At 63.6% G+C, this 26070-nt stretch carries 25 protein-coding genes and 1 tRNA gene; 11 read left to right on the top strand and 15 right to left on the bottom strand.

Annotation, left to right across the window (positions count from 1 at the left end; all coding sequences use genetic code 11):
- Position 1: 1 nt before the first annotated feature.
- Positions 2 to 2011 carry a M48 family metalloprotease gene (locus PQR08_RS13270; protein ID WP_408161386.1) on the bottom strand — a complete coding sequence of 670 codons (2010 nt, stop codon included), beginning with the start codon at positions 2009 to 2011 and terminating at the stop codon, positions 2 to 4.
- A 178-nt stretch (positions 2012 to 2189) separates the two neighbouring features.
- On the opposite strand from PQR08_RS13270, the gene moaC reads away from it, so the two are divergent.
- On the top strand, positions 2190 to 2687 hold the full coding sequence (gene moaC, locus PQR08_RS13265) for a cyclic pyranopterin monophosphate synthase MoaC (RefSeq protein WP_408161385.1): 498 nt from the start codon (positions 2190 to 2192) through the stop codon (positions 2685 to 2687).
- A 6-nt stretch (positions 2688 to 2693) separates the two neighbouring features.
- On the opposite strand, the gene PQR08_RS13260 is transcribed toward moaC, so the two are convergent.
- From PQR08_RS13260 to recA, 8 genes are all read right to left on the bottom strand, one after another.
- Positions 2694 to 4499 carry a PglL family O-oligosaccharyltransferase gene (locus PQR08_RS13260; protein WP_408161384.1) on the bottom strand — a complete coding sequence of 602 codons (1806 nt, stop codon included), beginning with the start codon at positions 4497 to 4499 and terminating at the stop codon, positions 2694 to 2696.
- A 178-nt stretch (positions 4500 to 4677) separates the two neighbouring features.
- Positions 4678 to 5271, bottom strand: coding sequence for a pilin (locus PQR08_RS13255; protein WP_187607585.1), 594 nt, complete (start codon positions 5269 to 5271; stop codon positions 4678 to 4680).
- 123 nt (positions 5272 to 5394) lie between these two features.
- On the bottom strand, positions 5395 to 6105 hold the full coding sequence (locus PQR08_RS13250) for a TerC family protein (RefSeq protein ID WP_187607584.1): 711 nt from the start codon (positions 6103 to 6105) through the stop codon (positions 5395 to 5397).
- Between the two features lie 110 nt (positions 6106 to 6215).
- Positions 6216 to 7097, bottom strand: a complete 882-nt coding sequence (gene sucD, locus PQR08_RS13245) for a succinate--CoA ligase subunit alpha (protein WP_035497975.1) — start codon at positions 7095 to 7097, stop codon at positions 6216 to 6218.
- 101 nt (positions 7098 to 7198) lie between these two features.
- Positions 7199 to 8365: an ADP-forming succinate--CoA ligase subunit beta gene (sucC, locus tag PQR08_RS13240; RefSeq protein WP_187607583.1), complete on the bottom strand. Its 1167-nt coding sequence runs from the start codon at positions 8363 to 8365 to the stop codon at positions 7199 to 7201.
- A gap of 108 nt (positions 8366 to 8473) precedes the next feature.
- Positions 8474 to 9127: a DUF2889 domain-containing protein gene (locus PQR08_RS13235; RefSeq protein ID WP_238209846.1), complete on the bottom strand. Its 654-nt coding sequence runs from the start codon at positions 9125 to 9127 to the stop codon at positions 8474 to 8476.
- Positions 9128 to 9245: 118 nt separating this feature from the next.
- Complete coding sequence (gene recX, locus PQR08_RS13230; protein WP_408161383.1) at positions 9246 to 10229, bottom strand: recombination regulator RecX; 984 nt, start codon at positions 10227 to 10229, stop codon at positions 9246 to 9248.
- A 19-nt stretch (positions 10230 to 10248) separates the two neighbouring features.
- The gene (gene recA, locus PQR08_RS13225) at positions 10249 to 11319 is read right to left on the bottom strand and encodes a recombinase RecA (protein ID WP_035497811.1); all 1071 of its coding nucleotides are present in this window, start codon (positions 11317 to 11319) and stop codon (positions 10249 to 10251) included.
- Between the two features lie 252 nt (positions 11320 to 11571).
- On the opposite strand from recA, the gene PQR08_RS13220 reads away from it, so the two are divergent.
- The 4 genes from PQR08_RS13220 to PQR08_RS13205 all read left to right on the top strand — a co-directional run bounded on the left by PQR08_RS13220 (position 11572) and on the right by PQR08_RS13205 (position 15970).
- On the top strand, positions 11572 to 12309 hold the full coding sequence (locus PQR08_RS13220) for a response regulator transcription factor (RefSeq protein ID WP_238209841.1): 738 nt from the start codon (positions 11572 to 11574) through the stop codon (positions 12307 to 12309).
- 5 nt (positions 12310 to 12314) lie between these two features.
- Positions 12315 to 13907: a sensor histidine kinase gene (locus tag PQR08_RS13215; RefSeq protein WP_238284920.1), complete on the top strand. Its 1593-nt coding sequence runs from the start codon at positions 12315 to 12317 to the stop codon at positions 13905 to 13907.
- Between the two features lie 232 nt (positions 13908 to 14139).
- Positions 14140 to 15798 (top strand): MFS transporter, encoded by a 1659-nt coding sequence (locus PQR08_RS13210; RefSeq protein ID WP_035497809.1) that lies wholly within the window; start codon positions 14140 to 14142, stop codon positions 15796 to 15798.
- A gap of 95 nt (positions 15799 to 15893) precedes the next feature.
- Positions 15894 to 15970 (top strand) — tRNA-Met (locus PQR08_RS13205).
- 263 nt (positions 15971 to 16233) lie between these two features.
- On the opposite strand, the gene PQR08_RS13200 is transcribed toward PQR08_RS13205, so the two are convergent.
- Positions 16234 to 17187, bottom strand: coding sequence for a DEAD/DEAH box helicase (locus tag PQR08_RS13200; protein ID WP_408161382.1), 954 nt, complete (start codon positions 17185 to 17187; stop codon positions 16234 to 16236).
- Between the two features lie 291 nt (positions 17188 to 17478).
- On the opposite strand from PQR08_RS13200, the gene PQR08_RS13195 reads away from it, so the two are divergent.
- The 3 genes from PQR08_RS13195 to PQR08_RS13185 all read left to right on the top strand — a co-directional run bounded on the left by PQR08_RS13195 (position 17479) and on the right by PQR08_RS13185 (position 20340).
- Positions 17479 to 18339, top strand: coding sequence for a MurR/RpiR family transcriptional regulator (locus PQR08_RS13195; protein WP_408161381.1), 861 nt, complete (start codon positions 17479 to 17481; stop codon positions 18337 to 18339).
- A gap of 106 nt (positions 18340 to 18445) precedes the next feature.
- Positions 18446 to 19777 carry an aspartate aminotransferase family protein gene (locus tag PQR08_RS13190; RefSeq protein WP_408161380.1) on the top strand — a complete coding sequence of 444 codons (1332 nt, stop codon included), beginning with the start codon at positions 18446 to 18448 and terminating at the stop codon, positions 19775 to 19777.
- 8 nt (positions 19778 to 19785) lie between these two features.
- Positions 19786 to 20340, top strand: coding sequence for a carboxymuconolactone decarboxylase family protein (locus PQR08_RS13185; protein ID WP_408161379.1), 555 nt, complete (start codon positions 19786 to 19788; stop codon positions 20338 to 20340).
- Between the two features lie 6 nt (positions 20341 to 20346).
- Here the strand turns inward: PQR08_RS13185 and PQR08_RS13180 are convergent, their stop codons facing one another.
- Complete coding sequence (locus PQR08_RS13180) at positions 20347 to 21252, bottom strand: glutamate/aspartate ABC transporter substrate-binding protein (protein ID WP_238209832.1); 906 nt, start codon at positions 21250 to 21252, stop codon at positions 20347 to 20349.
- 190 nt (positions 21253 to 21442) lie between these two features.
- On the opposite strand from PQR08_RS13180, the gene PQR08_RS13175 reads away from it, so the two are divergent.
- Complete coding sequence (locus PQR08_RS13175) at positions 21443 to 22111, top strand: glycine zipper 2TM domain-containing protein (RefSeq protein WP_408161378.1); 669 nt, start codon at positions 21443 to 21445, stop codon at positions 22109 to 22111.
- 28 nt (positions 22112 to 22139) lie between these two features.
- Here the strand turns inward: PQR08_RS13175 and PQR08_RS13170 are convergent, their stop codons facing one another.
- Positions 22140 to 22274 (bottom strand): hypothetical protein, encoded by a 135-nt coding sequence (locus PQR08_RS13170; RefSeq protein WP_408161377.1) that lies wholly within the window; start codon positions 22272 to 22274, stop codon positions 22140 to 22142.
- Between PQR08_RS13170 and PQR08_RS13165 the strand changes: the two genes are divergently transcribed.
- Together PQR08_RS13165 and PQR08_RS13160 are read left to right on the top strand one after the other, a co-directional pair.
- Positions 22252 to 22743, top strand: a complete 492-nt coding sequence (locus tag PQR08_RS13165) for a hypothetical protein (RefSeq protein WP_408161376.1) — start codon at positions 22252 to 22254, stop codon at positions 22741 to 22743. The genes PQR08_RS13170 and PQR08_RS13165 overlap by 23 nt on opposite strands.
- 410 nt (positions 22744 to 23153) lie before the next feature.
- Positions 23154 to 23774 (top strand): cysteine hydrolase family protein, encoded by a 621-nt coding sequence (locus tag PQR08_RS13160; protein ID WP_187607571.1) that lies wholly within the window; start codon positions 23154 to 23156, stop codon positions 23772 to 23774.
- A 7-nt stretch (positions 23775 to 23781) separates the two neighbouring features.
- Here PQR08_RS13160 and PQR08_RS13155 read toward each other — a convergent pair whose 3' ends face one another.
- From PQR08_RS13155 to PQR08_RS13145, 3 genes are read right to left on the bottom strand one after another with little or no spacing between them, the layout of a single operon-like run.
- The gene (locus tag PQR08_RS13155; RefSeq protein WP_187607570.1) at positions 23782 to 24168 is read right to left on the bottom strand and encodes a hypothetical protein; all 387 of its coding nucleotides are present in this window, start codon (positions 24166 to 24168) and stop codon (positions 23782 to 23784) included.
- 17 nt (positions 24169 to 24185) lie between these two features.
- Complete coding sequence (bamE, locus tag PQR08_RS13150; RefSeq protein WP_187607569.1) at positions 24186 to 24746, bottom strand: outer membrane protein assembly factor BamE domain-containing protein; 561 nt, start codon at positions 24744 to 24746, stop codon at positions 24186 to 24188.
- A 27-nt stretch (positions 24747 to 24773) separates the two neighbouring features.
- Entirely contained in the window at positions 24774 to 25724 is a 951-nt protein-coding gene (locus PQR08_RS13145; RefSeq protein WP_408161375.1) for a peptidoglycan DD-metalloendopeptidase family protein, read from the bottom strand.
- Positions 25725 to 26070 lie beyond the last annotated feature (346 nt).

Here is a 26070-nt window from a genome sequence, read left to right as displayed (position 1 = left end):
TCTAGCTGTTCTTCTCCAGCTCGCGCTCTTCCTTGTAGCGCGTCTCGAAATCGCGCAGGCGCGCGGAAATCGTCGAGAGATCGTAGAAGCTGGCGGTCTTCACATCGCGCGCTTCCTTCAGTTGCCGGATCGCGGATGGCCATGCGCCGTCCAGCGCGAACTTCTCGGCCATCGCCTGATGCTGTTGCAGCGGATCGTTGAGACCGGCGCTCGCCTGCGCGAGATAGAACCACCAGTCGGGCCGCGCCGGCTCGGCGCGCGTCCCGCGGCGTGCGAGCGTCTGCGCTTCGGCGAAGCGGCGTGCGGAAAGCAGCGCCTGCAAATGCACGTCGATGGCAGCGTGCGATTCCGGCCAGCGTTTCTGCGCGATGTCCGCGAGACGGATAGCGTCGTCGTTGCGGCCCGCGCGGCGCGCGATGTCGGCCGCCAGCACGTCGAGGCTCGGCGTGCTGCGTAGCGCGGGCGGCGCGGGCGGGGCCTTCGTCGCCGACACCGGCGCCGACCGGCCTTCGACGTGAACCGGCGGCAGAGCGATGTCGCTGCTCGCGCGAGACGGCTTCGCTGGCGTCGAGTCGGGCTGCGGCGCGTTGCCGAGATTCAGCGCTGCGCGCGCGTTGTTGAGCGGCGTCGCGATCATCGAAGGGTCCGCGTTGCGCAGCGATTGCTCGCCGCCCTTGCGTGACGTCACGGGCGGCGCGGTCGGCACCGTTTCCTGCGATGGCCGCGCGCGATCCTCCTGCCGAACCTGCGCCGATGCCGCCGCCGTGCTCGCCTCCTCGCCCTCGAACAGCTTGCGCGCTTTGGCGAGCGCGTCGCTGGCGGCGTCGTAATTGCCCATCAACGATTGCGCGAGTGCGATCCCATACCAGTTCGACGCCGGGTTGAGCGCCGTCTGATCCTCGATTTCCGATTTGAGCCGGCTCGCGACTTCGCGATAGTCGCTCGCGTAGTTCACCTGCAGCACGCGCGCGCGGGCGCGCACGAACGCATATTCCGCCGATTGACGCGGCTGACGGTACGGCACGCGCCGCGCGCGGCCTTCCATGTCGGCGATGCGATCGGTCGTGAGCGGATGCGTGCGCACGTACGGCGGCACGCCGTTATCGGCCATCGAATAGCGGTCGAGGCGCTCGAAGAACGCGACCATCGCGTACGGGTCGTAACCGGCGGCGGCGAGCATCTGGAAGCCGACGCGATCGGCCTCGTGCTCGGCCGCGCGCGAGAAGCGCAGTTGATTGTCGACGGCGAACGCCTGGCCGCCCATCGCGATGCCCATGCCCAGATCTCCGCTATGCGCGAGCAGACCCGCGAGCATGCCGGCGACCATCGCGGCAAGCGCCGCGTAAGTGCTCTTTTCCTGCGTGCCGAGCATGCGCGCGATGTGACGCTGAAGCACGTGCCCCATTTCGTGGCCGATCACCGACGCCAGTTCCGACTCGGTCTGCGTCGCGGCGATCAAACCCGTATTCACGCCGATGAAGCCGCCCGGCATCGAGAACGCGTTGATCTGCGAATCGCGCACGGCGAACAGGTCGAAGTCGGGCCGATAGCCGCCGAGATACTGCACGGCCGCGGCGGCGGACAGCTTCGACGAGATCGAATCGAGGTAGTCGCGCAACAGCCAGTCGTCGAGATAGTCGGGATCGGCGCGCACTTCGCGCATCATCCGCTCCCCGACCTTGCGCTCGGCCTGCGGAGTGAGCGAGCCGCCGGAGCCATCGCCGAGATCCGGAAGTTGCACCGACGAAAGCGGCGCGCGCAGGCCGGACATGGTGCCGGGTCGATTCGCGAAGCGGCTTTCGGCGCCGCCGTAGACGCCGAAAACGCCTTCCGCGACGTTGGCCGGCACGTCGCTACCGACATTTTCCTGCGATGACCGCAATTGCGACGCCGCGAGCGTGCCGGTCGCGTTCGCGGAAGGCGAGCCCGATTGCGCCAGCGCCGCGGGCGGCATGGCGAGGGCGACGCACAGCAGGGAGATGAGCACGCGGCTCGGACGTGTCGGATGCATGGCGCGAAACGGTCGAAGCGCCGATGGTCGGCTCGAAAACTAAAACGAGCTTATCGTATCAAGTGTTGCGTGTGGGGCGTCTCGCATCGGCCGTGCGTGGCTGTGGACGACGCGACGTTTCGCGAAAAACCGCGCGAAATCACGCTGGTATGATAGGCGCCCATTCGAAGGAGACGCTATGTCCGGACTCACCCATTTCGATGCCGCCGGCGAGGCGCACATGGTCGATGTCGGCGCGAAGAACGAAACGCGGCGGGTCGCCGTGGCGCGCGGCTCGATCGCGATGCTCGACGGCACGCTCGCGCTGATTCGCGAAGGCCGCGCGAAGAAAGGCGACGTGCTCGGCGTCGCGCGCATCGCCGCGATTCAGGGCGCGAAACGCACCGCCGATCTGATCCCGCTGTGTCATCCGCTGGCGCTGACGCGCGTCGCGGTAGATTTCACGATCGATGAAGCGCTACCCGGCGTGCATTGCGAAGTGCGCGTGGAGACGGTCGGGCGCACCGGTGTGGAGATGGAAGCGCTGACCGCCGTGCAGGTCGGCTTGCTCACGGTCTACGACATGTGCAAGGCGGTCGATCGCGGGATGACCATCACGAACGTGCGCGTGATGGAGAAGCATGGCGGGAAGTCGGGCGACTGGGTGGCGGCAGATCAAACAGCGCCGACACCCTGACCATCCTCACTCCTCGTCGTCTTCCGCCGACGGCACCTGACTCTGCGCCGGCACCCCATACAGCTTCACCAGATCCGCCCTGAAGGGAGCCAGCGACGTGCCGGCTTCATCGACCAGATCGTAGACGGCAGCAAGCTGCTTTGGCCAGTCGTGTAGCTGCATCGCGAAAATCTTCAGGCGCGCCATCGTGTCGAGCGCTTCGGCGCGTTGTCCGGCGAGCGCCTGCAGCACCGCGTATCGGCGCAACACCGTTTCGCCCGGCAACAGCGCGATCGCCTTCCGGTGCGCGGCGAGCTTCTCCTCGACGTTCTGCGCGTTGATCGGCAGCAGCGTCGCCGCGCCGTATTCGCCCCATGCCGTGAACAGGAACGAAGGATTGTCGCGATACTGCTCCGCGGGCCGCGAGCCGTAATAGAGCACTTCGGCGCGATTGTAATCACGCAGCGTCGGATAAAGCGCCGCCAGCCCACCGAGCACGAGCACGACATACACGCCATACGACAGCGGACGCGCGACGAGCCGCAGCGGCCGTGTCTCCAGGAGCCCGATGACGAGCATCGCCGGCATCAGAAAGAACATGTACTGCTGCGGATACTCGACGAGCGCGTGCATCATCAGCACGCCGAGCAGCGACAGCGCGAAAATGCGCGCCGGCGTCTGCGGCGCGCGCAGCACGCGGATCAGCCAGAACACGATGCCCGCGACGAGAATCGCCATGCCGAGCGCGCCCGTTTTCGCGAGCAGGTCGATGAAGATGTCGTGCGCGTTATTCGCGATCTCCACGCCGCCGAGATCGCGAACGAGATCGAACTGATAACGCGGAAACTCGCCCCAGCCGACGCCCAGCAGCGGATGCGTCTTGAACATCGTCCAGCCGTATTTCCAGAGCGCCAAGCGCGGCGCGATCTGACTGGCTTCCTGCATGCGCTCCGCCGCCGATTGCGCAAGACCGAAGTCGTAGCGCACGTTCGCCCAGCGCACCGCCGCGTTCACGGCGAAGAAGACGATTGCAAGCAGAACCGGGACGATCCACGCGCGCACATCGCGACGGCCCGGCCCGTCGAAACCTTCCGACGCGACCGGACGCCCGATCACGAAGGCCATCCAGAATCCGGCGACGACGATCACGGCTGTCTGCAGCCACGGTCCGCGCGATACCGTGAGCGCGAGACCGAGCGAATACGCCGCCGACAGAATCAGCCACAGCACGATCGGGAGCCGCCGCGCCTGCACGAAATACAGCGCCCCCGCCAGCGCGAACGCGATCACGGTCGCGAGGTGATTCGCCTGCGCCATGTTGCCGAAGGGACGTCGTTCGACCATCACGTTGTACGCGACCACGAACGGCGTGAACTTCACTTCGAGATGCAGCAACTGCACGATCTGGCAGAAGACCGCGAACAGTCCGCCGACCATCAACGCAGCCGCGCCGATTCTCAGCGTCTTCTCCGCGAGCCCCGCCCGCACGAGTCCGAAGCCCGTATGCACCACGACGAACGACGCGAGCAGATACGCGCCGCCGAGCCAGTTCATCGATGGCTGAGCGACCGGCAACAGCAGCGTCTGCGCGACGAGCAGTACGCCGAACGCGAGCGGCATCAGCGCGACGACCGGCGACGCGAACGGCACTTTCGGCTCGGACACGCGCACGAGAAGCGCGACCGTCGCGCCGAGCGCCAGATAGAGCGCGAGCGCGTTGTATTCGGCGTAGAAAGTCGGAATCGGATACGTGTGGTTGACGACCGCGAAGGGAATCGTCAACGCAAGACACAAGACGGCAAAACAGAGAAAGCGTGCGTATTGGGAAGGCATAGGGACAGGGAACGTCGGCAACCGGCGCACTATACAAAACTTTGCCCCCGCTGTCCGTCGAACGGCCGGAATTGCTACGAAATCGCTGCTTTTCGCGCAAAAACGACGCTGCATCGACGCGGCGGCGCCGTAAATCCTGCCGCCGCGCTTCCCCATTCGTCGCGATCTTGCGCACCGCTTACGCGCGGCACTCCGGCGGGGCAAGGTTCGCGCGGAGCGTTGCCGCCTGCGCAGGCAATGGGCCGGCGCCCGGCGCGGGCAGCGACGAATCCGTTTTCGCTGCCGCGAAGCATTCCCATGTCACCGATCCCGCTTGCACGACGCCGCGGCTCAGCGCGACGCGCGCGGTCGGGGTATCGGCGTTATCGGGTGTCGAAGGGACGAGCACGAGCGTGTTTGAACCCTCGGGCGCGACGCGCGTTGTGTACGCAATCGTGATCTGCCCGGTGTCGCTATCGACGTGAATCGACTCGACGTTGCGCGTGCCCGGCGGCGACGCAAAGCCGCCCGCGAGATCCGCGCCGCTCGCCGCGTTCTCCGCGACCCCGAGCCGCGCCGCCGCCGCGAGCGTGATGCCCTCGCCCACGCGACTTCGCGCCAGATAATCCTGGTACGCGGGTATCGCATACGCCGCGACCACACCGACGATCGCAAGCACGATCATCAGTTCGATCAGCGTGAAGCCGCGCGTCTGAACTTCTTCCGCGCGCCGTCCGAACCACCATGCGCGCCGTTCGCGCGGCGCGTCCAAATCACAAGCCATCGTCGTCATTGCTGCTCCAGGAAATCAAAAAGCGCCCTGCCGCGAGATGCGATCAGGACGCTTCGATCGTATTGAGGGAGCGCAACGAGCAACAGTCGGCCGAACGGCCTAGGAGATTTCGCGGACGCGCGGTCAGCCGGCCGCGCGATTGCCCTCAGCGAGCGCGCGGCGTTTGAGCAGCCAGCCCAGCGCGACGACCAGGAACGCCCCGGCGACGCGCGCCGCATATCCGGCGAACTCGGTATTGAGCGCGGGCCATCGGTCGATGAACGGATCGTCGATGATGAGTCCCCCCGCGATCCATCCGAGCAGGCCCGCGCCGACCAGCACGACCGCCGGAAAACGGTCGAGCAGCTTCAGCACCAGCGTGCTGCCCCACACGATGAGCGGAATGCTCACGATCAGCCCGAAGATCACCAATGCGAGCCGATGACGCGGATCGGCGGCTTCGGCCGCGCCGGCGATCGCGATCACGTTGTCGAGGCTCATCACGGCATCGGCGACGATGATCGTCTTCACCGCGGCCCACAGACGGTCCGATGCGTTGATCTCGTGTTCGTCGTGATCCGGCTGCATCAGCTTCACGCCGATCCACAAAAGCAGCATGCCGCCCACGAACTTGAGGAACGGAATGTCGAGCAGCATCACGGCGAACGCGATCAGCACGACACGCAGGATGATCGCGCCGAGCGTGCCGAGCACGATGCCTCGCGTGCGCTGCTGATCCGGGAGATTACGGCACGCGAGCGCGATCACGACGGCGTTGTCGCCGCCGAGCAGAATGTCGATCACGATGATCTGGACGACCGCGCCCCAGTGAAGCGTCGAAAAGAATTCAAACATGAGGCAGAAATAAAAAAGCGAGGAAGCAATGCTCCCTCGCTTTTTGTTGGCTTATATACGAAAGGAATCAGTAAGAGTACCAAACCCTCGCGTAATTTGCCCGCTCGATGTCAGAGAACCGACTTCAGCAGACGCGCCATCTCCGACGGATTCTTCGTGACCTTGATGCCGCACGCGTCCATGATTTCGAGCTTGGCGTCCGCCGTGTCCGCACCGCCCGAGATCAGCGCGCCAGCGTGGCCCATGCGCTTGCCCGGGGGCGCCGTCACGCCCGCGATGAAGCCGACGACCGGCTTCTTCATGTTGTCCTTGATCCAGTAAGCGGCGTTCGCTTCGTCCGGACCGCCGATCTCGCCGATCATGATGACGGCGTCCGTGTCCGGATCGTCGTTGAACATCTTCATCACGTCGATGTGCTTGAGACCGTTGATCGGATCGCCGCCGATACCCACCGCCGACGACTGGCCGAGGCCGAGCGCCGTCAGCTGACCGACTGCTTCGTACGTCAGCGTGCCCGAGCGCGACACCACGCCGATGCGGCCTTTCTTGTGGATGTGACCCGGCATGATGCCGATCTTCAGCTCGTCCGGCGTGATCGTGCCGGGGCAGTTCGGTCCGAGCAGCAGCGTCTTGCGGTTTTCGCGGCGCATGCGGTCCTTGATTTCGAGCATGTCGCGAACCGGAATGCCTTCCGTGATGCAGATCGCGAGGTCGAGATCGGCCTCGACGGCTTCCCAGATCGCGGCGGCTGCGCCCGCGGGCGGCACGTAGATGACCGAAACGGTCGCGCCGGTTTCGGCCTTCGCTTCCTTGACGGACGCGTAGATGGGAATGCCTTCGAAGTCTTCGCCGGCCTTCTTCGGGTTCACGCCCGCGACATACGCCTCACGGCCGTTCGCGTATTCGCGGCACGCGCGCGTGTGGAACTGGCCGGTCTTGCCGGTGATGCCCTGCGTGATGACCTTCGTGTCTTTGTTGATCAGAATCGACATGTAGTGACCTCTGTTCGTTTGGCGTCGCCAAAGCTCGCGCTCGGCGACCGCCATTCGTATCTGGTGGAACGCTCTCTTAGGCTCGGTAAGCGAAACCGCGCTTACTTGCCTTCGGCTGCCGCGACGACCTTCTGCGCGGCTTCTTCCATGCTGTCCGCCGAGATGATCGGCAGGCCCGAGTCGGCCAGCATCTTCTTGCCGAGGTCTTCGTTCGTGCCCTTCATGCGCACGACGAGCGGCACCTTCAGGTCCACGGCCTTCGACGCCACGATCACGCCTTCCGCGATCACGTCGCAGCGCATGATGCCGCCGAAGATGTTCACGAGAATGGCCTTGAGGTTCGGATTCTTCAGCATCAGCTTGAACGCTTCGGTCACCTTCTCGGTCGTCGCACCGCCGCCGACGTCGAGGAAGTTGGCCGGCTCGCCGCCGAACAGCTTGATGGTGTCCATGGTCGCCATCGCGAGGCCCGCGCCGTTCACGAGACAGCCGATGTTGCCGTCGAGCGAGATATACGCGAGGTCGAACTTCGACGCTTCGACTTCAGCCGGATCTTCTTCGTCCAGATCGCGGTAAGCGACGATTTCCGGGTGACGGAAGAGCGCGTTCGAATCGAAGTTGAACTTGGCGTCGAGCGCGATGACCTTGCCTTCGCCGGTCAGGATCAGCGGGTTGATTTCCGCGAGCGACGCGTCGGTTTCGTAGAACGCCTTGTACAGACCTTGCAGGATCGCGCGCGCTTGCGGAATCGATGCGTCCGGAATGCCGATCTTGCGTGCGAGGTCATCGGCGTCTGCATCTTGCAGACCGGTCGACGGCTCGACGGCGAACTTGTGCAGCAGCTCGGGCGTCTTTTCCGCGACTTCTTCGATGTCCATGCCGCCTTCGCTCGACGCCATCACGACGACTTTCTGCGAAACGCGGTCGAGCACGAGGCCGACGTACAGTTCCTTCTTGATGTCCGCGCCTTCTTCGATCAGCAGGCGATTCACCTTCTGGCCTTCGGCGCCGGTCTGGTGCGTAATGAGCTGCATGCCGAGGATCTGGTTCGCGTATTCGCGGACCTGCTCGATCGACTTCGCGACCTTCACGCCGCCGCCCTTACCGCGGCCGCCGGCGTGAATCTGCGCCTTGACGACCCAAACCGGGCCGCCCAGCTCTTCCGCGGCCTTGACCGCATCATCCACCGAGAACACGGGTTTGCCGCGCGGGACCGCGACGCCGAATTTCCGCAGGATTTCCTTACCCTGGTACTCGTGAATCTTCATGCGTGATTCCTTCAGTCTGAGAGTTGGAGTGAACTTCTATGTGCTTGAACCGCTTATTTTTCGATTCTTGTTTGAATTCCATGCGTGCGCGCAAGCGCTGCCTGCGCGCTACGAGGCGGACTTTGTCTCCGGCCTGTCCTGTACCGTTGTGCCGGTGTCCGTTTGACCGGCGGGTGCGTGGCCGAACCAGCGCGGGTAATACTCTTTGACCGCGGGGCCGTCGAAACGCAACGCGTGACATCGGCCGAGCTGAAACGGCGGCTCGTCCTGCGGTGCGGTCGTGGAGGGATTGGCGGCGTCGGATTGATTGAACGGATTGCCGTCTTCGATCTTCCAGACGTCGCCGGCGAATGCCTGAATGGCTGCGGTCGGCAGGACGCCGCACAGTTCGGTGAGATGCGTGCAGCCGGCCGCGCCGCGCAGCAGTCTGGTGGCTTCGCGGCGAAAACTTTGGAGCAGATTGAGCCCGATGAGCTTGCGATAGACCGGATTGGACTCGGCGCACAGCGCGCCATAGGGCGACCAGTCCGACGATGCTTCGACGTCGACGATGGTGAGCTTGCGGTCGATGGTGATGCGCAGCCAGAGTTCATGGATCGGCAGGCCGTGTGGCCGGACGCCCGTGGCGAGGCGAAAGTCGCGCGGCTTCTCATCGGTTAGACAGGCTTCGATATCCCAGAGGCCGTCGTCACGCTCGAACGCTTCCAGCCTAATCGCGCGACGGTGGCGCAATTGTCGGGGAGCGGGAGGCGAGAGAGGCATGCTGGAAGTGAGCCGGTACGGGGGAAACCGTGGAATTTTAGCATATTGGGTATTTGGAGCCGGACATGCGTTCCACGAATGAAACGTGCGTGCGGTTTCGGCAGAGACAGGCCGACATTCAGTCGTCGACGATGTCTTCGCTCCAGTCCTCGTCGCCGCCCTTCAGTATCTTCCCGATGGTGCCGCTGGAAAAGCCGCGCGCGGCCAGAAAGCGCGCTTGCTTCGCACGTTCCGCAGGCGTCGCGGGCGGCACGCCGTACTTCTTCTCCCACACGGCCTGGGCGCGCGCGGTTTCGGATTGCGCGAGTTTGTCAGCGGTTTCACTGATGAGCTCATCGCCGACGGCATGGCGCTTCAGCTCGTTGATGATCCTGCTGCCGCCCATTCGCGACGCCCGCCGATGCACGACGCTCTCGACAAAGCGTTCGTTCGACAGCCAGCCATCGCGTTCGAGGCTGTCGAGCAGCGATTCGAGCAAATCGGCTTCATCGACGTACGGGCGCAGCTTGCGCGACAACTCCGCCCGGCTGTATTCGCGCCGCGAGAGAAACGCGAGCGCACGCCCTTTCAGCGAGCGCTGCGGGCGTTTGGGATTGTTGACTTCGCTCGCCGAAGGCTTTCGGGCGCGTTGACTGGAGCGGCTGTAGACCGGTTCGGCCGATTCGACAGGTGCCGGCCCGGCAGGCGCGCATTGCTCGAAGGGCTCGAAAGGATCGGCGTCTTCGAACGGGTCCGTGAAGGGGGTGAGATCGGGTTCGGAGGGTTTGCTTGCGGGCGTGGCCGGCTGCGACGCGCGATCAACGGGACGTGCCTTCGGCTGCTCGGTCGCCTGCTTCAGCAAGGCGCGCGCTTGCTCCAGACGCGCGGCGCGATCGCTCGCATCCTCGCTGCTTTCGCCGTCTTTGACTGGCTCAAAAACGCGACGCGCCGACGCGAATGACTTCGCGTCGGCGCGCTGCTTGTTACTGCGTTTGAAGCCGCTCGACTTCGACGATGCACCACGCCGCTCGCTGCTTCGTTCGTAGCGATCGGCAGAGTCGGAACCGCTTTCGGTTCCTTCATCCGCCGTGTCAGCCTTCGATCCGAACCGACGCTTCTGCATCGTCCTTCAAGCCTGATGCTTACTCGTCGTCGGCCGTTGCAGCGCCTGCGACAGCAGCTTCGCCCAACGCGGCGACACCCAACGATGCGCGGATCTTGTTCTCGATCTCGCGTGCGATGTCCGGATTTTCGCGCAGGAATTCACGCGCGTTGTCCTTGCCCTGACCGATGCGATCGCCGTTATAGCTATACCAGGCGCCGGCCTTGTCGACCAGCTTCGCCTGCACGCCGAGATCGATGATTTCGCCCTGACGCGAGATGCCTTCGCCGTACAGGATGTCGAAGATGGCTTCGCGGAACGGCGGCGACACCTTGTTCTTCACGACCTTCACGCGCGTCTCGTTGCCGATGACTTCGTCGTTCTTCTTGATCGAGCCGATACGGCGGATATCCAGACGCACCGATGAATAGAACTTGAGCGCGTTACCGCCCGTGGTGGTTTCCGGGTTGCCGAACATCACGCCGATCTTCATGCGAATCTGGTTGATGAAGATCACGAGGCAGTTCGTGCGCTTGATCGTGCCGGTGAGCTTGCGCAGCGCCTGCGACATCAGACGCGCTTGCAGACCCGGCAGCGAGTCGCCCATTTCGCCTTCGATTTCCGCCTTCGGCACGAGCGCCGCGACCGAGTCGATGACGATCATGTCGATGGAGCCGGAGCGCACCAGCGCATCCGCGATTTCCAGCGCCTGCTCGCCCGTGTCCGGCTGCGAGATCAGCAGATCCTGCGCGTTCACGCCGAGCTTTTGCGCGTATTGCACGTCGAGCGCGTGTTCTGCGTCGATGAACGCCGCCGTGCCGCCGAGCTTCTGCATCTCCGCGATCACTTGCAGCGTGAGCGTGGTCTTGCCCGACGACTCCGGACCGTAGATTTCCACGACACGGCCGCGCGGCAAGCCGCCGACGCCGAGCGCGATGTCCAGTCCGAGCGAACCGGTGGAAACCACCTGAATGTCTTCGACCGCCTCACCTGCGCCGAGCCGCATGATCGACCCTTTGCCGAATTGCTTTTCGATCTGCGAGAGCGCGGCGGCCAGGGCCTTGCTCTTTTCCGCAGTCATTCCAGCCGGGCCTTTCTTGCTTTCTTCCATGAATCGTCCTTTGCTATGATGAACGGCGTCTGAGGCAGTGTTCACGGGCTTTTCCGTTGCTCGATCGAGCATACGAAACCACGCTTCACACTCACGCAGACACTGTATAAAAAAACAGTAGTTTTTGCAAGCATGCAACCGCGTGGCGCAGCTTTTTTTCCACGCCGCGCGAGACGCGCTAAAACTACGAAACACCTGGAGACCGCCGCGCCGGGCGACAAACGGTGCCGGCAATATAAGGCGCACACGACGATGCGAATCCTCATTGCCGAAGACGACAGCATACTCGCGGACGGCCTCGTCCGATCACTCCGCCAATCGGGATACGCCGTCGACCATGTGAAGCATGGCGTCGAGGCGGACACCGCGCTTTCCCTGCAGACTTTCGACCTGCTGATACTCGATCTCGGCCTGCCGCTCATGTCCGGTCTCGAAGTCCTGCGCCGCCTGCGCGCGCGCAACTCGCAGATGCCCGTGCTGATCCTGACCGCCGCCGACAGCGTCGATGAACGCGTCAAGGGCCTCGACCTCGGCGCGGATGACTATATGGCCAAGCCCTTCGCGCTAAACGAACTCGAAGCACGCGTGCGTGCGCTCACACGGCGCGGCGCGGGCGGCGGCCCGACGGTCGTCAAGCACGGCTCGCTTTCCTTCGATCAGGTCGGGCGCATCGCGACGATCGGCGATCAGGTCATCGATCTGTCCGCGCGCGAGCTCGGCGTGCTGGAAGTGCTGTTGCAAAGAACCGGCCGGCTCGTGTCGAAGGAACAGCTCGTCAATCACCTGTGCGAATGGGGCGAGGAAGTCAGCAATAACGCGATCGAGGTCTACGTGCACCGGTTGCGCAAAAAGATCGAGCCGAGCGGCGCGAAGATCATCACGGTACGCGGCCTGGGTTACACGCTGGAGAAAGCGGGCGTCACGGCGCCCGGCACGAACGGCGCGGGCCCGCAACCGTCGGGCGTCGCCGCCGGCCAACACTATAAGTAGCCTGCATGGCGTCGCCCGCTTCCACCGAATCGCCCGAGTCGCGAAAGTCAAATAATCACGCAAAAGCGAGCGCCGACGATTCCGACGCCCAGCGCGACGCGCGCTATGCCAACCCTTTCGCGCCGCCCGACGAACTCGAGCCCGACGACGAGACGCATCCGCGCTCGCTCTTCGGCGAGATTCTCGACTGGATGCTCGCGCCGCTGCTGCTGCTCTGGCCGATGAGCATCGCGGTGACGTATCTCGTCGCGAAGTCGATCGCGAACGGGCCGTTCGACCGCGCGCTCGAAGCCGACGCCTACGTGCTCGCGCGCCAGATTCAGCCGGTCAACGGCGTCGCCGAATTGCGGCTTCCGGACGCGACGCGCGATTTCCTGCGCGCCGACAACGTCGACAGCGTGTTCTTCCAGGTGCTCGGCACGCGCGGCGAACTGGTCGGCGGCGACCGCGACATGCCCTTGCCGCACGACGACGATCGTCCGCAGCCGGGCATCGTCGAGTTTCGCGACGATGTGCTGCGCGGCAACGACATCCGCGTCGCGTATACGACTGTCGATCTGCCCGGCCTTGCGCCCGGCCGCGATCCAGACAGCGCGCAACCGGTGCTCGTGCAGGTGGCCGAGACGCTCGACAAGCGCAGCCAGCTCGCCAACGACATCATCAAGGGCGTGATCCTGCCGCAGTTCGTGATCCTGCCGCTCGCGATCATCCTCGTATGGTTCGGGCTGTCGCGCGGGCTCGCGCCGCTGCATGCGCTGCAGTCGAACATCCGCGCGCGCCGCCCCGACGATCTCTCGCCGCTCCAGGCGGGCAGCGCGCCGCCGGAGATCGCGCCGCTCGTCGCGTCGTTCAACGATCTGCTCACGCGCCTCGAACAGAACATGGAGTTCCAGAAGCGCTTCATCGCCGATGCCGCGCATCAGATGAAGACGCCGCTTGCGGGCCTGCGCATGCAGGCGGAACTGGCGATGCGCCAGGATGTATCGACGGAAGTGCAGCACTCGCTCGAACAGATCGCGATGAGTTCCGAGCATGCCGCGCGCCTCGTGACGCAACTGCTCGCGCTCGCACGCGCCGAGAATCGTGCGACGGGGCAGATATTCACGCCCATCGTGCTGACCGATCTCGCGCGGCTCGCCGTGCGCGACTGGGTGCAGGCCGCGCTCGCGAAGCGCATGGACCTCGGTTATGAAGAGCCGCCGTTTCCGGTCGAGGTGGAAGGCAACGTCGTGATGTTGCGGGAGATGTTGTCGAACCTGATCGACAACGCGATCCGCTACACGCCGGCAGGCGGGCGCATCACCGTGCGCGTGCGGACCGACGATAACGATCTCGATCTCGTGCATCTCGAAGTGGAAGACACGGGCCTCGGCATTCCGGCAGCGGAGCGCACGCGCGTGGTCGAACGCTTCTATCGCATACTCGGGCGCGAGGGCGATGGCAGCGGACTCGGCCTTGCGATCGTGAAGGAGATCGCGACGATGCACGGCGGCTCGCTCGCCATCGAGGATCATGTGTATCAGGAGAGCCCGAGACTCGCCGGAACCCTCGTAAGGGTGAGCCTCCAGCGGGTTTTTCCTGCCCGGGACAAACCCTGAGCGTAAGTCTCGCGCAGCGCGTTTGCCCGCGCGAGAAGAACGAGATTAAAAGAATTTAAACGATCGTTCGAAACACATGCCCGCCAATTCCGCGAACATGCCAGTTATACCCTCGATGTTGCCCGTCAGTCACCGCGTCAGAACGCCGTAAGTTTTCGTTCCAATAATCTTTGCACCGGAGCCGCCTAGTCGCGGACCGATGTATTCGAAAATTCAAATCAGGAGACGATACATGGCTACGGTTGAGGGGCGCGTGTCACACGCACCGATGACGGCGGAGGAGAAGAAAGTCATCTTCGCCTCGTCGCTCGGCACGGTGTTCGAATGGTACGACTTCTATCTGGCGGGCTCGCTCGCCGTCTATATCAGCAAGACTTTCTTTTCAGGCGTCAATCCGACGGCCGGCTTCATCTTCACCTTGCTGGGCTTCGCCGCGGGCTTCGCGGTGCGTCCGTTCGGCGCGATCGTGTTCGGCCGGCTCGGCGATATGGTCGGGCGCAAGTACACGTTCCTCGTGACCATCGTGATCATGGGTCTGTCGACGTTCCTGATCGGCTTCCTGCCGGGATACGCGACGATCGGCATCGCGGCGCCGGTCATCTTCATCGCGATGCGGCTGTTGCAAGGTCTCGCGCTCGGCGGAGAGTACGGCGGCGCGGCGACGTACGTCGCGGAGCACGCGCCTTCGAACAAGCGCGGCGCGTGGACGGCGTGGATCCAGACCACCGCGACGCTCGGCCTGTTCATCTCGCTGATCGTGATTCTCGCGGTGCGCACGATCATGGGCGAAGAACAGTTCGGCGCGTGGGGCTGGCGCATCCCGTTCCTCGTGTCGATCCTGCTGCTCGCTGTGTCCGTGTGGATTCGCATGAAGCTGCATGAGTCGCCGGTATTCGAGCGCATCAAGGCGGAAGGCAAGACCTCGAAGGCGCCGCTCACGGAAGCGTTCGGCGAGTGGAAGAACCTGAAGATCGTGCTGCTCGCGCTCTTCGGTCTGACGGCGGGCCAGGCGGTCGTGTGGTACACGGGCCAGTTCTATTCGCTGTTCTTCCTGACGCAGACGCTGAAGGTCGATGGCACCAGCGCGAACATCATGGTCGCCGTGGCGCTGCTGATCGGCACGCCGTTCTTCGTGTTCTTCGGTTCGCTGTCGGACCGCATCGGGCGAAAGCCGATCATCATGGCGGGCTGTCTGATCGCCGCGTTGAGCTTCTTCCCGCTCTTCAAGGCGCTCGCCCACTACACGAACCCGACGCTCGAAGCCGCGACGCAGAAGTCGCCGATCGTGGTGATCGCCAATCCGGACGAGTGCTCGTTCCAGTTCAATCCGGTGGGCACGGCGAAGTTCACGAGCTCCTGCGATATCGCGAAGAGCGCGCTGTCGAAGGCGGGTCTGAACTATGAGAACGTGGCGGCGCCCGCGGGCACGCAGGCGCAGATCAAGGTCGGCGAGACGGTGGTGAACACGTACGACGGCAAGGCCGCCGACGCGAAGGCGCAAGGCGCGGCGTTCGACAAGACGCTCGCCGGCACGCTGAAGAGCGCGGGCTATCCGGCGAAGGCGGATCCGGCGCTGATCAACTGGCCGATGGCGATCGTGGTGCTGACGATCCTCGTGATCTTCGTGACGATGGTGTACGGGCCGATCGCGGCGATGCTGGTCGAGATGTTCCCGGCGCGGATCCGCTATACGTCGATGTCGCTGCCGTATCACATCGGCAATGGCTGGTTCGGCGGCTTCCTGCCGGCGACGGCCTTCGCGATCGTCGCGGCCAGGGGCGATATCTACTCTGGCCTGTGGTATCCGATCGTGATCGCGCTGGCGACGTTCGTGATCGGCATGTTGTTCGTGAAGGACACGCGCAAGTCGAATGTCTATCACGAGGATTGATGGGGGCTTCGCCTGCCCTTCCACGCGGTTCTTAAGAATTCGCGTGGAAGGGGTTGACAGCCTGTACGACGCTCGCCATAATCTCGTCTTCTTTCGGCGAATTAGCTCAGTCGGTTAGAGCGACGGAATCATAATCCGCAGGTCCGGGGTTCGAGTCCCTGATTCGCCACCAGATGTAGAGCGGCTCACAGCGATGTGAGCCGCTTTTTTTTCGCCTCGACTCACTAAGAGATATCAACCGCCGCCACATTACCGACAAGGCGCTGAAGATGTTCAAGCTTGCGATGCGATGGGATCGCTTCAACAGGTTCTTGTCGAAGTGAGAACCAGAGTTCGCATACAAGACCCGTTAGATCAGACACCCGACAAGCTTGAAACACGCGCCGGCACGAGGCCTTCAGGCCTCGTCCGCCGCCCAGCCGGTCGGTGTGCGTATCACGCGGGGACCGACGCTGTATCAGGAAATAGTCGCTGCATGAACAATGAATCGCCGCTGCCCGTAACCACGAGCTGGTTGGTCGAGCGCGTAGCGGCAATGTAGAACAGTCGTGCCTCCTGCTCCAGGTCGTCTTCCGCAGCCGAAAGCAACCCCACGCCCGGAATGGCGACGAAGGGGTATTCCAGACCTTTGCTGGCATGCATGGTGAGGACGGTTACCATGTCAGCGGTCGGCGAGTACGACTTCTTGTTTTGCTGCTGCCACTGGTAGGGGATCTTGGCCCGGTCTAATGCATCGACGCAAACCTGGCCAACCGACCACGTTCGATACACCACCGCCATGTCCTGCCACGCAACGCCTTGCTGATGCGCCTGAGCGAGACGGCGCGCGACTTCCGAGGCCTCGTCCCGAAGCGACGGAAGCTTGATCAACAGCGGTCGAGGTCCCTCTCGCCCACAACTGACCGGACGGATCAGCGGCACGCCGTCGTCGTCGGTCGCCTTCGGGTCGAGGATGTCTTTTGCGATCAGAGCGGCCAGTTCGAGGATCTGCCGCGTATTGCGGTAATTGATCTTCAGGATCGTCGTTCGCCCTTGGGCCTGAACGCCGACGCTCTTGAAGCTGAATCCGCGATGACTTGCTCGATTGAAGATCGACTGCGCATCGTCGTAAAGCACCAGCAGTCGGTTACTGTCGGGCGACACCATTTGCACCACTAGTTTGAACCATGCCGGCTGGAAGTCATGCCCCTCGTCGATCAAAATCGCACCGTACTGCGCAGCGGGTATATGGCCACGATCGACGCATTCGATGACACGTTGGACCACCGCAGGGAAAAAATCGGCACCCTGTTCAGTGGGAAGGGGTTGATGATAAGTAACCAACTGGTTACGACACCAGCCATGAAAACTGCGGGCATCGACCTTGCCATTCAGCCCCTTCGCATTCATCCAGCTTTTAAGTCGCTTTGTCTTGCATTTTGCCCACGCATGAGGAAAGCGACGGGACGATTGCGGCCATACTCGGAATATTAGATTTATCAGAAGATAGGTAATTTATCACGCCTTGATCTCCTGCAATCGCTGCAAATAGGCAACCATTTATTTTGGCATTGCTTCGATGGCATTCGCGACCAGCTTCAAGAAAGAGCCGCTGTTCCTGCAGATCAGCGGCCTTGCTTTCCTCGTTCCCCATCGCCCTCATGCTTAAATAGTGCATCCGCTTCCTCAAGCATCTAGAACGTGCCCACCTTCGACCAACTCGCCGCGACCATCCGCGATCGTTTCCCCGACCTGAGCCCGCAATTCCAGGCCGGCGCCGCGTTCCTTCTCGACTATCCCGACGAGGTCGCCGTCCTCTCGATGCGCAAGGTCGCCGAACGCGCGAAGGTCCAACCCGCCGCGATGGTCCGTCTGTCGCAACAACTCGGCTTTCCCGGCTGGAACGAGCTGCGCGAAATCTTCGTGAGTCGCGTCCGCACACGTCCCGAACCGCTGACGACGCGCGCCCGCTCGCTCGTCAAAAGCGGCGCCGACAATCACCTGAGCCGCGATCTCGCGCAAGCGCAATCGCACAACCTCGATCTCACGCTCGCGCAAAACGCTGCGAGCGTCGTCGATGCGGCGAAGACGCTGAAGAAGGCGCCGCATGTCCACGTCGCGGGCTTTCGTTCGTGTTATCCCGTCGCGTTCAGCCTGCTCTACGGCTATCGCCTGTTCCGGCCGTCAGTGAGCCTCGTCAACGGCGAGGCCGGCACGCTTGAAATGCAGTTGCGCGGCATCGAAAAGCGGCACGCCGTGGTTGTCGTCAGCTTCGCGCCGTATTCCGTCGAAGCCGTGCGCGTCGCGCAGGCGGCGATCGAACGCGGCGCGAAACTCATCGCGCTCACGGACAGCGCCGTGTCGCCCATCGCGTTGAATGCGGATCACACGCTGATCTTCTCGCACGAATCGCCGTCGTTTTTTCCGTCGCTCGTCGCGGCGTCGGCGCTGGCGGAAATGCTCGTCGCGCATCTGCTCGCGCTCGAAGGCAAGGATGCAGTCGCCAATCTGGAGCAGGCCGAAGCCGCGCTGCACTCGCAAGGCGCCTACGCGGCGAGCTGACCGGGCGCGCAACACGTTGCCGACGCACGCGCACTTGACAACAAATGTTGTTGAAGCGTTAAATGCACACATCGCGTGTTGCGAGCGCATTCAAAAGGCAGGGATCATGTCCACGGTATTTCATCGCGCGCCGCGCGCCAAGCTTCCCGTCGCCGTGCGCGGCGACGGCATCGAGATCGTCGATTCGACCGGCAAGCGCTATATCGACGCATGCGGCGGCGCGGCCGTCTCGTGTCTCGGTCACAGTCATCCGCGCGTGATCGATGCGATCCAGCGCCAGGTGCAGCAATTGCCCTACGCGCACACGTCGTTCTTCACGACGGAGCCCGCCGAAGCGCTCGCGGACCTGCTCGTCGAAGCCGCGCCGAAGAATCTCGGTCACGTCTATTTCGTGTCCGGCGGTTCGGAAGCCATGGAAGCCGCGCTCAAACTCGCGCGCCAGTATTTCGTCGAGAAAGGCCAGTCCGAACGGCGGCATTTCATCGCCCGGCGGCAGAGCTATCACGGCAACACGCTCGGCGCGCTCGCTATCGGCGGCAACGCATGGCGTCGCGAGCCGTTCCTGCCGATCCTGATCGAGGCGCATCACGTCACACCCTGCTTCGCGTATCGCGAGCAACGAGCGGGCGAAACCGACGAAGTCTTCGCGCAACGCCTCGCCGACGAACTCGAAGCGAAGATTCTCGAACTCGGCGCGGAATCGGTGGCGGCGTTCGTCGCGGAAACGGTCGTCGGTGCGACGGCGGGCGCGGTGCCGCCGGTGCGCGAGTACTTCCGCAAGATCCGCGCGGTCTGCGATAAGTACGGCGTGCTGCTGATCCTGGACGAAGTGATGTCCGGCATGGGCCGCACCGGTTATCTGTTCGCGTGCGAGGAAGACGGCGTATCGCCCGATATTCTCGCGATCGCGAAGGGTCTCGGCGCGGGCTATCAGCCGATCGGCGCGACGCTCGTCAGCAACGAGATGTTCGACACGATCGTCGGCGGCTCGGGCTTCTTCCAGCACGGGCACACGTATATCGGTCACGCGACGGCGTGCGCGGCGGCGCTCGAAGTGCAACACGTCATCGCCGAAGACAAACTGCTCGACAACGTGAAGGCGCGCGGCGAGCAGTTGCGCATGCTGCTGCGCGAGCGTCAGGCGAATCACCCGTTCATCGGCGATGTGCGCGGGCGCGGACTCTTCACCGGCGTCGAACTGGTGCGGGATCGCGAGAGCAAGACGCCGTTCGATCCGAAGCACAAGCTGCACACCGTCATCAAGAGCGAGGCGATGAAGCGCGGCCTCATGGTCTATCCGATGGGCGGCACCGTCGATGGCCGCATCGGCGATCATGTGCTCATCGCGCCGCCGTTCATCACCACGGCCGAACAGATCGAGACGATCGTCGAGCGGCTTTCCGATGCCATCGACGGCGCGCTTTCCGCTATCGCATGAGTACGATCATGAGCAAACGACTCCCCGACTTCCAGCCCGCCGCCGCATCCGACGAACAAAAGGCTGTGCTGCAGGACATCCTGAGCGGCCCGCGCGGCAATCTCAACGGCCCGTTTCTCGGCTGGATCTTCAGCCCCGAACTCGCGCAGAACGCGCAGAAACTCGGCGCATTCTGTCGCTACAAAACGGGCCTGCCGCTGCGGCTTTCCGAACTCGCGATTCTCGTGACCGCGGCGCGCTGGCGCTCCCAGGCGGAATGGCACATCCATCATCCGATCGCGCTCGACGCCGGCCTGCCCGCCGATATCGCCGAAGCCCTGCGCTGCGGCCACACGCCCGCTTTCGCCGATGCCGACGACAAACTCATCTTCGATTTCGCGACCGAACTCTACGAAACGAAGCGCGTGAGCGATGCGACCTACGACGCCGCCGTCGCGCGCTTCGGTCATACGGTCGTCGTGAATCTCGTCGGCTTGCTGGGCTACTACGCGCTCGTCGCGATGACGCTCAATACCTTCGGCATGCGCGCCGAAGGGCAGACCGAGCTGCCCTTCGCCGAGTAAGCATCGTCACTCGAACGCCTTGTCGTTCGGCTCGGCGTAGAGCTTCTGCATCGTCTCGCTCATCGGAAAGTCGAAGTTGATGTTCTTCGGCGGGACGGGCTTCATGAACCACTTGTCGTACATCGTTTTGATCTCGGGGCCCTTCATCACCTGGCTCATCGCATCATCGACGAGCTTTTTGAATTCCGGATCATCCTTGCGCATCATGAAGCCGTACGCCTCCGACGACTGCGGCGTGCCGACGAGCACCCAGTCCGACGGCTTCGCGGTCAGCGAGCGCGTGCCCGCGAGCAGCACGTCGTCCATCATGTACGCGACCGCGCGCCCGGTTTCGAGCGTCGCGCGTCCTTCGCCGTAGTCCTTCGCGCTGATGATGCTCATGTTCATCTTCTTCTCTTCGTTCATCTTGCGAAGAATGCGCTCCGACGTCGTGCCCTGATTCGTCACCACGGTCTTGCCCGCGAGATCGGGAAAATCCTTGATGCCCGAATCCTTCTTCGTGAGCAGGCGCGTCGTCGCGACGAAGAATGTGTCGGAAAACGCGACCTGGTTCTGCCGCGACACGAGATTGGTCGTCACGCCGCATTCGAGATCGACCGTGCCGTTCTGCACGAGCGAGATGCGGTTCTGCGACGTCACCGGAATGAAGCGCACGCGTAAATCAGGGTGCTTCGTCTTCGCCTTGACCGCATCGATCACCTTGTTGCACAAGTCCTGCGAAAAGCCGACGACGTTGTTGTTCGCATCGACATAAGAGAACGGCACCGACGTTTCGCGATGGCCGATCGCGATCAGGTTGACGCTCTGAATCTTCGCGAGCGTCGGCTGCCCGTCCTGGCCGTAGCTCGCGCCCGTGACGAGCGATAGCGCGGCGAACGCGACAGACGATGCGAGCAGCGGCGTGGATTTCATGACGACCTCGTTCCTTGTGAAGTGATACATATGTTGCCATTAACAAAATTACTGCAACATATGTATTCGCCCTAAGCCGATTCGAAACCGTGCGCGCTGCGACGTTTGCTTACAAATGTCACAGCAATCGCGTGCACCGCCTGCGTCGGGCGGCGTTATAGCTGGCAGGCACCCCCAGGAGTCGCTTGCCATGAACGCCGTTCCCGAGATTCAAACGAAGCCGTCCCGCATTCATCCGCTCGTCGCGGCAGCCGCCGTGTCGATCATCCTCGCGTGCGGCACCGGCGTCGCGGCGATGACAGGCCTCCTGCCGTCGTCGAAGGCGACCGCCACGACGGTCACGGCTTCACCGCTCGTCGATGCCCAGACGGCCAAGGCCGTGCCTGTCACGCAGGCTTCGCCGACCGCGGCTCAGCAGCCCGCGTCGCTGCCGCGCGCCGTGCGCGGACATCATCCGACGCCGGTGCACCGGCCCGCGCCGGTTCAGGAAAGCACGTCCTATACGCCGAGTCCCGCGCCCGCCTACGACCCGTACGCCGGCGAAGTGACCGCCGTCAACGCCGTGCAGGCCGCGCAGCCGACGACCGGCATCGGCGCGATCGGCGGCGCGGTGGTCGGCGGGCTCGCGGGCACGCAGATCGGCAATGGCCGCGGACGCACGGCGGCGACGATCATCGGCGCGATCGGCGGCGGCCTGGCCGGGAACCAAATCGAACACGTGGTTCACAAGTCGACGACCTATCAGGTGCAGGTGCGCATGAACGACGGCAGCGTGCGCAGCTTCAACTACGAAGCCGCGCCGGGCGTGGCGGTCGGCCAAAAGGTGCACGTGTCCGGCGAAACGCTGACGCCCGCCTGAGCGAGCGGTCGCGCGCCTTAAGACAGAGCTAATTTTCCGGTGCGATGATGCTTTCCACGTCAAACGCATCCAGCAAATACAGCGTCCCGGCGCAGCAGACTGTGCCGGCCCGCGCGAACACCTCTTTCGGGAGCCCTGCCGTGAAGAAGAAATCGACGAACATGAAATCCGCCCGTCCCGCGATGTCGCCGCTCTTGCGCGCGCTGACGTACAGCCGCGCGGCGCGCGAACCGATGATCGACGCGATGCTGCTGCGTTGCTATGCGGCGCTCGACGCGTTCGATCGCGGACACGGCTCGCAGCCGCTCTTCATGACGTTGTGCCGTCATATGCTGGTCGCGGAAGAGCTGTGCCAGCTCGGCCACGCGCCGGAATTCGAAGACGACATCACGCTCGCGCACGAGGCGCTGGTCGAACTGGATGCGCGTCATTCCGCCGACGGCGCCTGGACGCTCAACGCCGACGAACACGCGCGCCTGTGCGCCGCGCTCGCCGTGTTGTCGGAGCAACTCGAAGTCGCGACGCTCGAGCACATCGCTCAGGCCGAAGCGCGCATGGTCACTCAATCGCTCGTCGCGGCGAACATGCGTTCGGACATCGGGCACGCGCAGGCGGTGTCGTCGGCGGGCTGAATATCGCGACGGGATCAGTACTTTCCCTCAATGTGCTTATCAATTGCGGATGTGTTTGCAACCGTACATTCTTAGGAATGGCGCTTGGCAATACTTATTCCAGCGCACGGGGGGAAGCAGCAAAACGCGCTGAGAGACCGACGAACAGGATGGGCGGCACTCGACCGGGTGACGGGTAAAAGCGAAGCGCGAGAACAAAAAACCAAAGCGCGAGTTTTTATCGACGACGCGGCGAGTAGCAGGCGAAAGAGGCCAGCGCCCCAACAAAGAAGCTCAAAAGCCGGCAGCCGCCGGCTTTTTCTTTTGCGGTATCCGTGGTGTCGCACGGTTTCGGATTTCGTCGCGATGCGCGCGTAACATGAGACGGCGCGCGTTCGCGCGCTTCTCACTGTTGCGAGCGGAGACAGACGATGAGCGCCTATCCGAAGGACCGCACGGCTCTGCTGTTCGTAGACCCCTATAACGACTTTCTAGCCGATGGCGGCAAGCTCTGGCCACGCGTCGCGCAGACGCGCAATGCGGCGCATCTGCATGAAAACCTGAAGCGCGTGACGTCGGCAGTGCGCGCGCTCGGGCTGCCTGTGTTCATCGTGCCGCATCGCCGTTTCGAGCCGGGCGACATCGATACGTGGACGCATCCGACGCCGTATCTGCAGACGGCGGCGAAGTCGCTCATCTTCGGCAAAGGCACATGGGGCGGCGAATGGTTTCCCGACTTCGCGCCGCATCCGGGCGACACGATCGTCAAGGAACACTGGATGAGCAGCGGCTTCGCCAACACCGACCTCGATTTCCTGCTGAAGCAGCGCGGCGTGTCGCACGTGATTCTGATCGGGCTGGTCGCGAACACGTGCATCGAAGCGACGGGACGTTTCGCCGCCGAGCTCGGCTATCACGTGACGCTGGTGCGCGACGCGACCGCCGCCTTCTCCGACGAAGCGCTGCATGCCGCTCATGAGATCAACGCGCGCACCTATGCGCACGCACTGCTGACGACGGACGAACTGGTGGCGGCGCTGAACGGCGTCTGAGAAGCGCTCAGCGGAAGTCCGCGAAAAGGCTTTCGGCGCATTCGACGCACCAGTGACGCGACGCCTTGTCGGGGAGCGCGTCCCACACGTGGCCGTATGCGCATGTCCAGCGCAATGGCGTCGCAGCATCGACATAGCGGCGCGAGAGCAACGCGCCGCCGCGCACCTGCGCCACTTCGCGCAGGCGCTTCGTCTCACGTTCGAGCCGCTCGGCCGTGCAATTCATGCAGCGCACGTTCTGCGCGACGCCGACCGTCCTGTCCCAGCGATGCCCGCGGTCGCACTCCCAGCGAGTGAGCGCTTTTTCGCCGGAATCGCGCAGCATCTGATCGCGATAACGCGACGCCTCGTCCATCAGACGAAGGCGCGTGTTGCAGATGACGTAATCGCTCATCGTTCTCGTGCTTGGTGTCAGCGCTGGCCGCCGCGGATCGCTTCGGAGCGTGAGGTCGTCACGACGATGCCGTCAGGACCGAAGTGCGCGTTGAACATCGCGTCCTGATTCACGCCGTCTTCGAGCCAGTGCCAGCTCCAGACGCGCTCCTTCTTCAGGCGATATTCCGCGATCTCAGTCGGCTTGCCGAGCAGTCTTCGCACTTCGTCCATCGTCATGCCGGGCCGCACCTTCGCGAAGTTCTCCGCGGTCAGCACCTGCGTCACGGAGACGAAGAGGCCGTCCGAATCGATATCGACCATATACGTGCTGGTTCCCGCCGGACCGCGCGGATATTCCAGGCGCTTGCTGCCGTCGGTGAAGGCGCGCTCGGTTTCAGGCTCGCCCATCTGATCGCGGATCTGCGCCTCGGTCGTGACGCCGGGCTGCAGGTTCTTGAGCAGCAGGTTATCCGGCTTCACTGCATTGAAGAATGCCTTGAGCTTGTTCAACCCTTCCTCGCTCTGCTGCTGATCGCATCCCGAAAGAAGCGATGTCAACGAAGCCGCGGCCAGCGCGGCGATTACGATCTTCTTCACCTTCTATCCCCTTCCTGCCGCGCCGGATCAGCCACCCGCCGCGCCGAGCAGCGGCATCGGATCGACGGCCGCACCCGACTTTCTCACTTCGAAATGCAACGACGGCGTGCCGCTCGGTCCGGTGCCCATGTCCGCGATGGTGGCGCCCTGCTTCACGGTGTCGCCTTCCTTCACGAGCAGTTTCTCGTTGTATGCGTAGGCGGTCAGATAGTCGTTGCCATGCTTGACGATGATCATGCGCCCATAGGAACGCAAGCCGCTGCCCGCGTACACCACCTTGCCCGACGCCGCCGCCTTGACCGGCTGTCCGACCTTGCCCTCGATATCGATGCCCTTGTTGCCGCTCGCGCCGAACTTGCGCACGACGTCGCCGTGAACGGGCCACACAAAGGTGCCCTTCGGCGCGGTCGCGGTGACAGCGGCTGGACGCTCTTCGTTCGCCGCAGCGGGCTTTTCGGCCGCGGGCTTCTGCGCCGCCGATTTCTCCGGTGTCGATTTCTCCGGAGTCGGCAAAAGCGGCGGCTGCGCCGTCTTCGACGTGGCCGCCGATGCTGCCGCCGTCGCCGAAGCCGTCGTCGATGCGCCCGGCGGCGCGACACGCAACACCTGCCCGACGTTCACCTGCCTGCTTTCCGGCAGCGTGTTCCACTTAGCGAGATCGGCGGGCTTCTGCTTGAAGTTGCGCGAAATGCCATAGAGCGTGTCGCCCGGTTTCACGCGATAAAAGCCTGGCTCGACCGGCGCGGCAACCGTGGGTCCGAGCGGCACGACCGGCGCGGGCGTCACGCCGGGCGACGTGCCCTGCACGACCGGCGGCGCGCTCAACGCCGAATTTTCGATGATCGGCGCGGGCGTGCGCGGCGTCGACGTGCAGCCCGCCAATCCCGCCGCCGTCGCCGCCACGAGCGCCAGGCCCGCGATCGCCCCGCGCGAATCGGCTACGAAACCTTCCTTGTGCATCACCACCAGCTTTCTCATGCTTGTCGTCTTGAACTATTTCAACTTGCCGGTTGCGCTCGTCGGCGCGGCGTTTTCATTACGCGCAGACGCTTATCGCCACCCCGTACACCGCTGTTCCGCCGCATCGGAGAATGCCACAGCCGGACGCCAGCGCCATGAATGCAAGCGCGATCCACAGTCCGGACATCGCGCGCATCCGCTCACCACACACACTTCTCAAATACCGAAGAAACACGATCCCGCCAGCATAAAACATTGCAGAAGCAAATTCGCCACAGTGACCTAAACGACACACCCAGCAAAATGGCCGACCAAACGCTTTGGCATTCTAAATTTTTGACGTAAATGGCCGCGTTCATGCGTC

Origin of the sequence: Caballeronia jiangsuensis (assembly GCF_046030135.1) — a bacterium.
Lineage (GTDB): Bacteria > Pseudomonadota > Gammaproteobacteria > Burkholderiales > Burkholderiaceae > Caballeronia > Caballeronia jiangsuensis.
The sequence above is the reverse complement of the archived record's forward strand: the minus strand, read 5'-3'. Positions and strand labels throughout refer to the sequence as shown.